This is a genomic window from Xanthomonas sp. LF06-19, assembly GCF_034105425.1.
GTDB classification, from domain to species: domain Bacteria; phylum Pseudomonadota; class Gammaproteobacteria; order Xanthomonadales; family Xanthomonadaceae; genus Xanthomonas_A; species Xanthomonas_A sontii.
Genome location: NZ_JAXGGH010000003.1, coordinates 517246 through 529088, shown reverse-complemented (window position 1 = coordinate 529088; position 11843 = coordinate 517246). Strand labels below are relative to the sequence as shown.

At 70.1% G+C, this 11843-nt stretch carries 11 protein-coding genes; 7 read left to right on the top strand and 4 right to left on the bottom strand.

Annotation, left to right across the window (positions count from 1 at the left end; translation table 11 throughout):
* Positions 1 to 269: 269 nt before the first annotated feature.
* Positions 270 to 1013, bottom strand: a complete 744-nt coding sequence (locus SLW55_RS09250) for a sulfite exporter TauE/SafE family protein (protein WP_320744990.1) — start codon at positions 1011 to 1013, stop codon at positions 270 to 272.
* An 86-nt stretch (positions 1014 to 1099) separates the two neighbouring features.
* On the opposite strand from SLW55_RS09250, the gene SLW55_RS09245 reads away from it, so the two are divergent.
* Positions 1100 to 1999, top strand: coding sequence for a LysR substrate-binding domain-containing protein (locus SLW55_RS09245; protein WP_320744989.1), 900 nt, complete (start codon positions 1100 to 1102; stop codon positions 1997 to 1999).
* 449 nt (positions 2000 to 2448) lie between these two features.
* Here SLW55_RS09245 and SLW55_RS09240 read toward each other — a convergent pair whose 3' ends face one another.
* Positions 2449 to 3330, bottom strand: coding sequence for an endonuclease/exonuclease/phosphatase family protein (locus tag SLW55_RS09240; protein ID WP_148829906.1), 882 nt, complete (start codon positions 3328 to 3330; stop codon positions 2449 to 2451).
* Between the two features lie 86 nt (positions 3331 to 3416).
* A complete protein-coding gene (locus SLW55_RS09235) occupies positions 3417 to 4415 on the bottom strand; it encodes an arabinogalactan endo-1,4-beta-galactosidase (RefSeq protein WP_267099712.1) in 999 nt (332 codons plus the stop codon).
* Between the two features lie 285 nt (positions 4416 to 4700).
* Here SLW55_RS09235 and SLW55_RS09230 point away from each other — a divergent pair, with 285 nt between their 5' ends.
* The 6 genes from SLW55_RS09230 to SLW55_RS09205 all read left to right on the top strand — a co-directional run bounded on the left by SLW55_RS09230 (position 4701) and on the right by SLW55_RS09205 (position 10760).
* Positions 4701 to 5756, top strand: coding sequence for a bifunctional nicotinamide-nucleotide adenylyltransferase/Nudix hydroxylase (locus tag SLW55_RS09230; protein ID WP_017909091.1), 1056 nt, complete (start codon positions 4701 to 4703; stop codon positions 5754 to 5756).
* 61 nt (positions 5757 to 5817) lie between these two features.
* Positions 5818 to 7242: a nicotinate phosphoribosyltransferase gene (locus SLW55_RS09225; RefSeq protein ID WP_017915878.1), complete on the top strand. Its 1425-nt coding sequence runs from the start codon at positions 5818 to 5820 to the stop codon at positions 7240 to 7242.
* A 9-nt stretch (positions 7243 to 7251) separates the two neighbouring features.
* Positions 7252 to 8358: a hypothetical protein gene (locus SLW55_RS09220; RefSeq protein WP_320744988.1), complete on the top strand. Its 1107-nt coding sequence runs from the start codon at positions 7252 to 7254 to the stop codon at positions 8356 to 8358.
* A complete protein-coding gene (locus tag SLW55_RS09215) occupies positions 8351 to 9400 on the top strand; it encodes a DNA methyltransferase (protein WP_295928395.1) in 1050 nt (349 codons plus the stop codon). Before SLW55_RS09220 ends, SLW55_RS09215 begins: the two co-directional genes overlap by 8 nt.
* Before the next feature lie 125 nt (positions 9401 to 9525).
* Entirely contained in the window at positions 9526 to 10260 is a 735-nt protein-coding gene (locus SLW55_RS09210) for a DUF2242 domain-containing protein (RefSeq protein ID WP_295928393.1), read from the top strand.
* A gap of 131 nt (positions 10261 to 10391) precedes the next feature.
* On the top strand, positions 10392 to 10760 hold the full coding sequence (locus SLW55_RS09205; RefSeq protein WP_320744987.1) for a glycine zipper 2TM domain-containing protein: 369 nt from the start codon (positions 10392 to 10394) through the stop codon (positions 10758 to 10760).
* Between the two features lie 138 nt (positions 10761 to 10898).
* On the opposite strand, the gene SLW55_RS09200 is transcribed toward SLW55_RS09205, so the two are convergent.
* Positions 10899 to 11789 carry a TIGR01777 family oxidoreductase gene (locus SLW55_RS09200; RefSeq protein WP_017916472.1) on the bottom strand — a complete coding sequence of 297 codons (891 nt, stop codon included), beginning with the start codon at positions 11787 to 11789 and terminating at the stop codon, positions 10899 to 10901.
* Positions 11790 to 11843: the final 54 nt, after the last annotated feature.

The window sequence follows — 11843 nt, the reverse complement described above, 5'->3', positions numbered from 1 at the left end:
CCCTAGGGCGTGTCATCAATTCCCGAGTATGCCGCGTTGGGTCTGGCAGGCGCGCGGCCGGCGTTGCGTGGCGCAGCGCCTGACTGGCCGTCAGGTCAAGCCGCGCGGCGCCGGCCGCGCGCCTGCGAGGCCCAACCCGAAGGGCCGCGATTGCGCGCGCCCATGGCCGCGTCATCGCTTGGGCGTGGACGGACGTCCACTTCCTCGCTCTTCCTTGCCACAGGCGCGCGCAATCGCGGCGCGGCATGCTCGGGGATTGATGACACGCCCTAGCCCAGCGCCTGCCACACCTGGTGCAGGCCCAGTGCCAGCAAGGTCAGGAAGAACACGCGGCGGAACGCGCTGGCGGAGATGCGTTGGCGCAGCCGCGTTCCCAGCCACATGCCTACGGCAGTGGGCAGCAGCGCCAGCAACGACGGACCCAGCGCCTGGGTGGGGAAGGCCCCGTGCGCGACGAGGGCTGCGGCCAGCGCAAGCGTGGCCGCGGCGAAGCAACTGCCGAGCGCGCGCATCAGCGCCTCCCGCGGCAGGTCCAGCGCCACCAGGTAGGGCAGCACCGGCAACACGAACACGCCGGTGGCGCCGGTCAGCAATCCGGTCGTCAGGCCCACGGGTGGCCCAGCCCAGCGCGCCTGCGAGGGCGACAAGCGCCCCTGCCACTGACTCAGCCCAAGCAGGGCGTATAGCGCCAGCAATGCGCCCAGCCCGGCGCGCGCCAGCCGCGGGTCCGCGTCGGCGAGGACGCCGGCGCTGCCCCAGGTGCCGGCGGCGATGCACGCCAGCAGCGGCCACAGTCGCCGCAGCAGCGCGCCGGTGCCTGCGCCCCAGGCTTGTTGCAGGTTGGTCAGCAGCGACGGCAGCGCCAGCAGCGCCGCGGCCTCGGTCGGCGTCAGCCACAGCCCCAGCAGGCCCATCGCCACCGTCGGCAGGCCCATGCCGGCCACGCCCTTGACGCCGCCGGCGAGCAGGAAGACCAGGGCGATCGGCAGCAGATGCGGTGCGAGGGTGTCCATGGCATCCAGCATCGGCGCGCCGCGGCAGCCGGACAATGCGCGAATGCTTCAGGCAGACTTCGGCAACGACGAAGGCGGGAGCATCGATGCACCTGGATTTCACCGATCTGCGGCTGTTCCTGGCGGTGGCCGAGGCCGGCAGCATCACCGCCGGCGCCGACCGCGCAGCATTGTCGCTGGCCGCCGCCAGTGCACGCATCCGCGCGCTGGAGGCGCAGCTCGGCGTCGCGCTGTTCGCGCGCGGCCCGCGTGGCGTCGGCCTCACCGCGGCCGGCACCGCGCTGTTGCGGCACGCGCGGGAGTTGCTGCGGCAGGCCGAGGCGATGCGCAGCGAACTGGGCGAGTATGCCGGCGGCCACCCGACCAGCGTGCGCCTGCTGGCCAATACCGCGGCGCTGTCGGAATGGTTGCCGGAACTGCTGGCCGAGTTCCTGGTGGCGCACCCGCGCATCGATCTGGCGCTGCGCGAGCAGGGCAGCGTCGCCGCGGCCGACGCGCTGCGCGAGCAACGCGCCGACCTGGCGGTGATCGCCGATCACGCCGATCTGCAGGGCCTGCAGGCGCACCCGTTTCGGCAGGATCGGCTGGTGCTGGTGGCCACGGCCACGCATCCGCTGGCGCAGGCGCCGCAGTTGCGGTTCTCGGAGGTATGGCAGGCGCAGTTGCTCGGCCTGGCCGAGGACAGCGCACTGCAGCAGCATCTGCGGACCCATGCCACGCGTGCCGGTGGCCAGCTGCGCATCCGCGCGCAGGTGCACGGCATCGAACCGCTGTGCCGCATGCTGGCGCGCGGCGCCGGCGTGGCGATCCTGCCGCAGGCGGCGCTGGAGCGGGTCAGCGTGCGCGCGCAGTTGGTCGCGGTGCCGCTGCAGGAGCCGTGGGCGCTGCGCCAGTTGTCGATCGTCTGGCGAGCGACACCTGCGCCGTCGCCGCCGGTGCAGCAGGTATTGGACTGGCTGTGTGCGCATGCCGCGCCGGCGGCCTGAGGATCCGTCGGCTGGCGCACGACTGACGCCTCTGACGATGCGCTTGCGCAATGGTGCAGCGAGGCATCGTTAACTGGCAGGCGCAGGCCTTGTTACGCTGTTCGGGATGGCTTGCGACGGCTGTTCCCCGGTGACGCGTGTCGCGGCTGAAGTTGCTCCTGCGGACGCACGGCCCCCTGTCAGCGCAGTTGCTTGCTGTGGGAGGGACTTCAGTCCCGACCGCTACCGGAGCCGGATGCTTTTCGGTGCGAGATTGCGACTGAAGAACTGAGCGGATCACGCGCTTCTGCGTTGGCTCTGCCGGAGGTGTTGCCTGTCTTGCAGCGCTCGATGCGGCCTTGGTCAGCCACGCCAAGGCCTTTCGCGTCATGCGCGTCGCGGCTGATACCGAACAGATAGGAGCCGCTCCCGTTCGTGGGCCTGCGGTCCATGCCGCAGGCCCACGCGCCTCACTGCGGCCAGGCGAACGTGGCGATCACCGGGAAATGGTCGGACGGCCAGTGGCCCTGCGGCCGCGCGTCGAGCGTGGCGTAGTCGGTGGCCTTCAACCCGCGCGAGAGGATCCAGTCGATGCGCCGGTCCGGGTGGCCGGTGAAATCGTGGAAGGTCGCTTCCGGGCCTTGCGGTTGCGCCACCTGCGTGCGCGCATCGGCCAGGCTTGCGGTGAGGGTGCGGTAGGTCGGCGAGTCCGGCACCGTGTTGAAGTCGCCGGTCAGCACCACCGGCACGTCCGCCGGCAGCGCCTTCAGCCGCGACACGATCAGCGCCGCGCCCTTGGCGCGCGCCGCTTCGTCCTCGTCGCGATAGGGCAGATGGGTGTCGAACAGGTAGAAGCGGCGGCCATCGCCGATGCGCTCGAACAGGCCCCAATTGACCATACGCGGCAGCGGATGGCCCCAGCTGATGCTGCCCATCACCTCCGGCGTGTCCGACAGCCAGAAGTGTCCCGAGTCCACCAGCTTCAGCGCGTGGCTGTCGTAGAACACGCCCATGCGTTCGCCGTCGTCCTTGCCGTCACGGCTGGGGCCGAACCAGCGGTACTCCGGCAGTTGCGCGGCCAGGTAGTCGGCCTGGCGCTGGACCAGTTCCTGTGTGCCGAACACATCCGGGTGCTGCGCGCGGATCAGCGCGGCCATCGCGCTGCGGCGCACGTCCCAGCGCTTGTCGCCGTCGGTATCGACCGGCACGCGGACGTTGAAGCTCATCACCTTGAGCGGGGCCGGCGCGGCGGGCGTTGCGGGCGTGCGCGCCTGCGCTGGCGCGATGCACGCGCTCAGCACCAGCAGCAGAGGAAGCGCGAGCTTGCGCGCGGACGACAGCGACAGCGACATGGCAGATCTCGACAGGAGCGGAGCACGCGATGGTGGCACGGCGGTGGTGTCGGTGACCACCGCGTGGCGCGCCTGCCGCGAGGTGCTCAGTTGAACGCCGACAGCGCCTGGGTCAGTTTCCCGTTGTTGTCGACCGCGCCCATCGTGTAGCCCTGCCAGCCCGGATACGCGTCGGGTTCCCAATAGAACACGCCCAGGCCGCGGCTGCCGAGCGCGCGGGTCTTGCTCAGCAGATCGGCCAACATCGCGCGGGTGGTCGCGGCCTGCTGCCAGTCCATGCCGACCTCGCTGACGATCACGTCCGACCCGTAGCGCGCCACCATGTCCTGCATGTTGCTGGCGATCTGGGTGTTGGCGCTCTGCCAGGCATTGGGGGACGGGTAGTGCGACATGCCGACCACGTCCCACTTGCCGCCGGCCGACTTGAGGCTGTCGAAGAACCAGCGGAAGGTCGCGTTGTCGTGGCCGTTGGCCAGGTGCACGATCACCTTGGCGTTGGGATAGACCGACTTGCTGGCGTTGTAGCCGCTGTTGATCAGTTGCGCGAGGTTGCCGAAGTTGGGCGTCTTGCCGTCCGGCCACAGCATGCCGCTATTGATCTCGTTGCCCACCTGCACCCAGCTCACGTCGATGCCGTTGGACTTGAGGTAGGACAAGATGCCGTTGGTGTGCGAATACACGTCCTTCACCAGGGTGGCGAAGTCGTGGTTGCTCCAGGCCGCCGGCTTGGTCTGCTTGCCGGGATCGGCCCAGCTGTCGCTGTAGTGGAAGTCGATCATGATGCGCATGCCCTGCGCCTTCGCGCGCTTGGCCATGTTCAGCGTGTCGGCGCCGTCGTTCCAGCCGCCCTGCGGATTGACCCACACGCGCAGCCGGATCGCGTTGACCCCGGTGCCCTTGAGCAGCGAGAAGAAATCGGTGGTGGCGCCGGAGGCGTTGCGGAACACGCGCCCGCTGCTTTCCTGCTGGTCGATCCAACTGACATCGGCGCCCTTGGCGAAGGTCTGCGCCATGGCCGGCGCACACAGGCAGGCGAGCAACAACACCAGCAGCCAGGCGGACACGCGCTTGCTCGATCGGTTCATGCGATTCTCGCGATGATGGGAGGAGGGAAGGGGGGCGTCATGCGGCCCCGAGGAGTGGGCGCAGCGACGTGCCGGGCGGTCCCCCGCGGCCGCGGCGCGCACGAGGCTAGCGCGATCGTCACGGCGACGCGCGCTGCACTGCAGCGGTGCTGTCGCGACGTCCGCAAGCGCTGTCTGGATGGCCGATGAATCTGCGCGGTGCGTCACTTGACGCGATGCGGCATCGGCGTAGCATTCCGCTCACGCCAAGGGACAGACCCGCGGCGATCCACCCAACCGTGAGGGATGCTCATGGAGTTCGACTATCTCGTGTTCATCGGGCGCTTCGAGCCCTTCCACAACGGCCACGCCGCCGTTGCCCGCCACGCCCTGGCGCGTGGTCAGAAACTCATCTTCCTGATCGGCTCGGCCGAGACTCCCCGCACCATCCGCAATCCCTGGACCGTTGCCGAGCGCAGCGTGATGATCCAGGCCGCGCTGGAAGGCGCCGGCGAGCGGCTGATCCTGCGGCCGTTGCGCGACCATCTGTACAACGAAAGCCAGTGGATCGCCGCGGTGCAGTCCACGGTGGCCGAGGCGGTGCGCAGCGACGGCGGCAGCGCCGAGGCACGGATCGGCCTGATCGGCATGGACAAGGACGCCAGCAGCTATTACCTGCGCGAATTTCCGCAGTGGCCGCTGGTCGATGTGCAGCACACCGAGACGCTGTCGGCGACCGAGCTGCGCCGTTACCTGTTCGAGGCCGGCAGCATCGATTTCCACGGCGCGCTGCTGATGCTGCGCGGCAACGTGCCGACGCCGGTGTTCGACATGCTCGAGGCGTTTCGCAAGAACTCGCCCTCGTATGCCGAACTGCTCGCCGAGTACCAGTTCATCGAGCAGTACCGCGCCGCCTGGAAGGAGGCGCCGTATCCGCCGACCTTCGTCACCGCCGATGCGGTAGTGGTGCATTCCGGGCACGTGCTGCTGGTGCGCCGCCGCGCGGCGCCGGGCAAGGGCCTGTGGGCGCTGCCCGGCGGCTTCGTCGGCCAGCACGAGAGCATCCTCGACGCCTGCCTGCGCGAACTGCGCGAGGAGACCCGGCTGAAGATTCCGGTGCCGGTGCTCAAGGGCTCGCTGAAGAACCGCCACGTGTTCGACCACCCCGAGCGCAGCCTGCGCGGGCGCACCATCACCCACGCCTTCCACTTTGAGTTCGTGTTCGGCGAACTGCCCGAGGTGCGCGGCGGCGACGACGCCGACAAGGCGCGCTGGGTGCCGGTCAGCGAAGTGCTGGGCATGGGTCCGAAACTGTTCGAAGACCATCTGCACCTGCTCGAATTCTTCCTGGGCCGCGGCTGACGCGGCCTTCCCGGCCGGCGGACAGACCGCCGGCTTTCCCAGACGCGAAGGAGCTTCCGTCATGCAATGCCTGAACAACCTGCTGCTCAACACCGACAGCTACAAGGCCAGCCACTGGCTGCAGTACCCGCCCGGCACCGACGCCACGTTCTTCTACGTGGAATCGCGCGGCGGCGTCTACGACCGCACCGTGTTCTTCGGTCTGCAGTCGATCCTCAAGGAGGCGCTGGGCCGCCCCGTCACCCATGCCGACATCGACGAGGCGCGCGACCTGTTCGCCGCGCACGGCGAGCCGTTCAACGAAGCGGGCTGGCGCGACATCGTCGACCGCCTCGGCGGCCAGTTGCCGATCCGCATCCGCGCCGTGCCCGAGGGCAGCGTGGTGCCGACCCACAACGCGCTGATGACCATCGAGTCCACCGACGCGCAGGCCTACTGGGTACCGTCGTACCTGGAGACGCTGCTGCTGCGCATCTGGTATCCGGTGACCGTGGCCACAGTGAGCTGGCACGCCAAGCAGACCATCCGCCAGTTCCTGGAGCGCACCAGCGACGATCCGGACGGGCAGTTGCCGTTCAAGCTGCACGACTTCGGCGCGCGCGGCGTGTCCAGCCTGGAATCGGCGGCGATCGGTGGCGCGTCGCACTTGGTCAACTTTCTCGGCACCGACACCGTGTCCGGGCTGTTGCTGGCGCGCGCGCACTACCACGAGCCGATGGCCGGCTATTCGATCCCCGCCGCCGAGCACAGCACCATCACCAGCTGGGGCCGCGAGCGCGAGGTCGAGGCCTACCGCAACATGCTCAAGCAGTTCGGCAAGCCCGGCGGCGTGGTCGCGGTGGTGTCGGACAGTTACGACATCTTCCACGCGATCCGCGAGCACTGGGGCACCACGCTGCGCGAGGAGGTGATCGCCTCCGGCGCCACCGTGGTGATCCGCCCGGACTCCGGCGATCCGGTGGCGGTGGTGCACCAGTGCCTGGAACTGCTCGACGAGGCCTTCGGCCACAGCGTCAACGGCAAGGGCTACAAGGTGCTCAACCACGTGCGGGTGATCCAGGGCGACGGGGTCAACCCGACCAGCATCCGCGCGATCCTGGAGCGCATCACCAGCGCCGGCTACGCCACCGACAATCTGGCCTTCGGCATGGGCGGCGCGTTGCTGCAACGGCTCGACCGGGACACCCAGAAGTTCGCGTTGAAGTGCTCGGCCGCCCGCGTCGACGGCCGCTGGATCGACGTGTACAAGGATCCGGTCACCGACAAGGGCAAGCTCAGTAAGCGTGGGCGCATGCGTCTGCTGCGGCACCGCGAGTACGGCAGCTACCGCACCGAGCCGGTGGCGCCAGACGCGGTGTCGGCCGAAGCGGTCGCCGGCCCGGCCGGTTACGACGATGCGATGGTCACCGTGTGGGAGAACGGCCGCCTGCTGCACGACTGGACCTTCGCCGAGGTACGCGAGCGCGCGAACGCCGCGCGCCTGTAGGAGGCTCCCATGCACGCCTCCCTGCCGAGCGCGCCGCCGTTGAGCGGCGGCTCGCCGCTGTTCGCCGCGCTGCGCGCCAGCACTCCGCATCTGGAATGGCGGGTGCCGGCCGCGGCGGATGCCTCGCGCTGGCGCCAGCTGCGCATCGGCGCACGCGACTACCGCGTCGCGCAGCCGGTGACCTTCACTCCCTACGCATCGGTGCGGCCGTGTTCGGCGCGCTGCCGCTTCTGCTCGGAAACCCTGCGGCCGCTGGCCGGCGGCACCGCCGCGGCCAGCCTGCGGCCGCCGCCGGACTACTTCGCGCAACTGCGTCAGGCATTGGCGCAGTTGCGCGGACTGCCGCTGTCGCATTCGCTTTCGGGGCTGGAGATGACCGACGACGAAGCCTGGTTCGTGGAGCTGCTGCGGACCCTGGATGCGGCCGAGCGCGAGGGTTTGCTGGTCGAGCAGCGGGTGCTGTACAGCAACGGTGCTGGCTTTGCCCGCGGCCATGGCGATGCGCTGCTGCAGGCCTTGCAGCGCTTCGGCCTGTCGTGGATCGAACTGTCGCGGCACCATCCGCAGCAGGCGCGCAACGATGCGATCATGCGTTTCCGCCCCGGCGAGGCGATCGCCGATGCGGAGGTGTTCGTCGCCACTGCGCAACGCATCGCCGAAGCGCTGCCGTTGCGCCTGGTGTGCATCCTGCAGCACGGCGGCATCGCCGATGCCGACGGCGTCGCGGCCTACCTGGACTGGGCGCGCGCCTGCGGGGCACGTACGGTGATCTTCCGCGAATTCTCCCGGCTCGGCGAAGGCTACCGCGATGGCGGCACCGCACGCTATCTCACTCAGGCGCGGGTCGCGGTGGAGCAGGTGCTCGGCGCCTGCATGGCCGCGCCGTGGTGGCGCGAATTGCAGCCGCTGCAGATCACCGAGGGCTACTACTTCTGGAACCTGCGCCTGGCCACCGCCGACGGCATGGAGGTGGTGTTCGAGACCTCCGACTATGGCGCGATGCACGCGCGCCACGACAGCGGCGACATCTACAAGCTGGTGTTCTTCGCCGACGGCCGGCTGTGCGCCGGCTGGCAGCCGGACCGCGATCTGCTGTGGCGGGCGTCGCATGGATAGCCGCAGCTGGTGGACGCCGTTGCCGGATCCGCCCGAGCATCGCCTGCCGGAGGACCTGCGCCAGCGCGATCCGCTGGGCGCGCGCGACTGCGGCTGGGTCGGGCAGATGCGTCCGTTCGTGCGCCACTTCAGCGCGCCGGGCGAGCGTGTGCTGGATCCGTTCTGCGGCTTCGGCAGCACCTTGCTCGCGGCGGAACTGGAAGGGCGCCACGGCATCGGCCTGGAGATCGACGCGGCGCGTGCGCGGCTGGCGCGCGAACGGCTGCAGCGGCTCGGCCTGCACGCCGAGGTGCTGGACGGCGGCTTGCCGCACTACGCGCCATCCGCGCCGGTGGACCTGTGCCTGACCAACGTGCCGTACTTCGGCTGTGCCTGGCCGGCCGCGGCGGCGCCCGACCAGCTCTACGCCAGTGCCGACTACGCCGCCTACCTGCACGGCCTGCGCGCGGTGTTCCATGGAGTCCGCCGCCACCTGCGCGAGGACGGCTTCTGCATCGCGATGGTGGAGAACGTCCAACTTGGCGAGGCCACGGTGCCGCAGGCCTGGGATCTGGCGCGGATCCTGGGCAGCCTGTTCGCGCCCTGTCCCGAGCGGGTGCTGTGCTACCCGCGCGAGACCGCGCAGCCGCTGGCGCCCGGCGACACCCGCAACGATCGCAGCCACGAGTACGCGATGATCTTCCAGCACCGGCGCCAGCGCATCGACCTGGCGGGTACGGCACAGTTGCTGGAGGCGCTGCACGCCGACGGTTTCGTCTTTGCGCTGCACGGCAGCTATCCGCGCTGGCTGGCGGATCCGGCGGCGGCACCGCGCCTGCCGGGCGATGTCGATCTGTTGCTGCCGCGCGACCCGGGCGGGCTGCTGCGGCTGCTCGACTGGCTGCGCGCGCGTGGCTTCCTGCTGAGCCTGTGGGGCGAGCCGCTGGCGGTGCCGCCGACCCTGGAACTGCTCGACGCCCATCATTACCTGCGCGCCGAACGTCGCGATCGCCACGGCGGCCTGCTGCGCGTGGACCTGGCGCTGGAACCCGCCGCCGCCTGACGCGGTGGCGGCGCAGACCGCGCATCTCGCTAACCGCGGGATGAGCGGCCGCGGTGGCGTCAAGGCCGCGCCCACGCGCTTGCGGCTATCCTTTGCCGCGGTTCCCTCTCTCCGGTCAACGGCCTATGTCCGCTCCCTCCAAGGTTCTCGCCATTCCCGCGCTCGCGCTGATCGCGATCGGCCTGAGCGGCTGTTTCGCGCGCAAGCAGGACGGCCTGGTGAAAGAGACCTTCAATTCCGACAACACCTATTCGCGCAACTACCCGGTGCAGCCGGCGCAGGCCTGCGAATCGGCGCGGCGCGCGCTGCTGAGCCAGGGCTACGTGGTCTCCAAGGCCACCGCCGATGCGGTGGAAGGCACCAAGAACTTCCAGCCCAGCGACGAGTTGCATGAGCAACTGGAACTGCGCGTGTCCTGCGTCGCGCATGGGCAGGACGAATCCTGGGTGTTCGTCAGTGCCTTGCAGGACCGCTATGCGCTGAAGAAGAGCCCGACCTCGGCCAGCGTCGGCGTCGGCGTGCTCGGCTCGGTGTCCCTGCCGATCGGCAGCAGCGACGATTCGATGGTGCGGGTGGCCAGCAGTACGGTGCAGGACGGCGACTTCTACAAGCGCTTCTTCCAGCTGATGAGCGAATACCTGCCCAAGAGCAAGCCGGCACCGGAGCCGTCTGCGCATCCGTCCGCGGCGGTGACCGCGCCGGCGCCGGCAGCGCCCGCACCTGTACCTGCAGCGTCGACGGTGCCGACTCCGCCGCCCGCCGCAGCGCCCACGCCGCCGCCGGCACCCGCGGCGGCCACTGCGGCGCAGCCGCCCCTCGCGACCGCGCCTCCGAGCGGCGAGCCCGGCGGCGCCGACTGATTCAGGCGTTGCTACACAAGCTGAATGCGGCCGATTTCGCTTCACGAACCATTCGCGAATCCGGTGAGAAGGTGGCGCCCGTCGAGAGCGCGGTGCTTGTGCATCGGCTCCGCCACCCAGGAGCAATCAGCATGAACACTCTCAAATCCGCCTTGTGTCTTTCCGTCCTCGCCATCGCCACGGCCGCCGCGCCGCTGGCCGAGGCGCAGCGTCACTACGGTCCCGAGGACGCCGGCCGCCGCTTCAGCGACGGCACCCGCGTGCACTGCAAGAAGGTCGCGGTGCGCAAGAACAGCACCGATCCGGACCGCATCGGCGGCACCCTGGCGGGTGCGGCGATCGGCGGCTTGCTGGGCAACCAGATCGGCAAGGGCGATGGCCGCAAGCTGGCCACGGTCGGCGGCGCGGTCGCCGGTGGCGCCACGGGCCGTTACATCCAGGGCCAGCGTCAGCAGGCCAATGGCGATCGCGTGGTCGAGACCGTCTGCAAGCGGTATTGAGTCGCGCGACCGCATCGTGTTGGTCGGTGCCTGACGCCGACCTGGCAGCCTGATGCAGCACGCCCCGGCGGAGGCCTCCGCCGGGGCGTTTTTTTGGGGTGCCGGTTGCGACGTTGCGCGATTCGGCGCCGCGGCGGCTCAATCGGCGAGCAGATCGCGCAGCGCCGCGTCCAACTGCGGATACCGGAACACATAACCCTCGCGTTGCGCACGTGTCGGCAGCACGCGCTGGCTGCCCAGCAACAGCTCGGCCATCTCGCCGAAGCCGAGGCGTAATGCCGCCGCCGGCATCGGCAGCAGCGCCGGACGATGCAGGGTCGCGGCGAGTTGCTGCGCGAACGTGGCATTGGTCGCCGGCGCCGGCGCGGTGGCGTCGTAGGCGCCTTCGCCGCCTTGCTGCAGCAGCCACAGCAGCAACCCGACCTGATCGTCGCGGTGGATCCAGCTCATCCACTGGCGGCCATCGCCCATGCGCCCGCCCATGCCGAAGCGGAACGGCAGCAGCATCCGCGCCAGCGCGCCGCCGTCGCGGCCCAGCACCACGCCGGTGCGGACCAGGCTGGTGCGCACGCCCAGGTCCTGCGCGCGCAGCGCTTCCGCCTCCCAGTCGCGGCAGAGCTGGGCGGCAAAGTCGTCGCCCGGCGTGCTGGTTTCGTCCAGGACCTCGTCGCCGCGGTCGCCGTAGTAGCCGATCGCCGAGCCGGAGATCAGGCAGCCCGGGCGCTGCGCAGCGTCGAGTCCGCTCATCCAGTCGATCAGGGCGCGGGTGGTACCGATGCGCGAGGTGCGGAAGCGACGCTTGCGGGTGGCGCTCCAGCGGCCTTCGGTCAGCGGTTCGCCGGCGAGATTGATCACCGCATCGGCCGGTGCGGCGCGCTGCAGATCGTCCAGCACCTGCACCGCCGGCAACAGGCGCGCCGCGCGTGCGGGGTCGCGGGTCAGCACGCTGACCCGGTGCCCGGCGTCGAGCAGGGCCGGGCACAGCGCGCGGCCGATGAATCCGGTGCCTCCGGTAACGAGCACGTGCATGCAGGGGATCGCTTGCGCCAAGGGAGCCGCAGTGTAGGTGCGCCGGGCATGGCG

Coding starts and splice junctions, on each gene's coding strand:
- SLW55_RS09235 (WP_267099712.1), bottom strand. CDS start 4,415: ATGAACCGATCGAGCAAGCGCGTGTCCGCCTGGCTGCTGGTGTTGTTG.
- SLW55_RS09240 (WP_148829906.1), bottom strand. CDS start 3,330: ATGTCGCTGTCGCTGTCGTCCGCGCGCAAGCTCGCGCTTCCTCTGCTG.
- SLW55_RS09250 (WP_320744990.1), bottom strand. CDS start 1,013: ATGGACACCCTCGCACCGCATCTGCTGCCGATCGCCCTGGTCTTCCTG.
- SLW55_RS09200 (WP_017916472.1), bottom strand. CDS start 11,789: ATGCACGTGCTCGTTACCGGAGGCACCGGATTCATCGGCCGCGCGCTG.
- SLW55_RS09225 (WP_017915878.1), top strand. CDS start 5,818: ATGCAATGCCTGAACAACCTGCTGCTCAACACCGACAGCTACAAGGCC.
- SLW55_RS09205 (WP_320744987.1), top strand. CDS start 10,392: ATGAACACTCTCAAATCCGCCTTGTGTCTTTCCGTCCTCGCCATCGCC.
- SLW55_RS09230 (WP_017909091.1), top strand. CDS start 4,701: ATGCTCATGGAGTTCGACTATCTCGTGTTCATCGGGCGCTTCGAGCCC.
- SLW55_RS09245 (WP_320744989.1), top strand. CDS start 1,100: ATGCACCTGGATTTCACCGATCTGCGGCTGTTCCTGGCGGTGGCCGAG.
- SLW55_RS09215 (WP_295928395.1), top strand. CDS start 8,351: ATGGATAGCCGCAGCTGGTGGACGCCGTTGCCGGATCCGCCCGAGCAT.
- SLW55_RS09210 (WP_295928393.1), top strand. CDS start 9,526: ATGTCCGCTCCCTCCAAGGTTCTCGCCATTCCCGCGCTCGCGCTGATC.
- SLW55_RS09220 (WP_320744988.1), top strand. CDS start 7,252: ATGCACGCCTCCCTGCCGAGCGCGCCGCCGTTGAGCGGCGGCTCGCCG.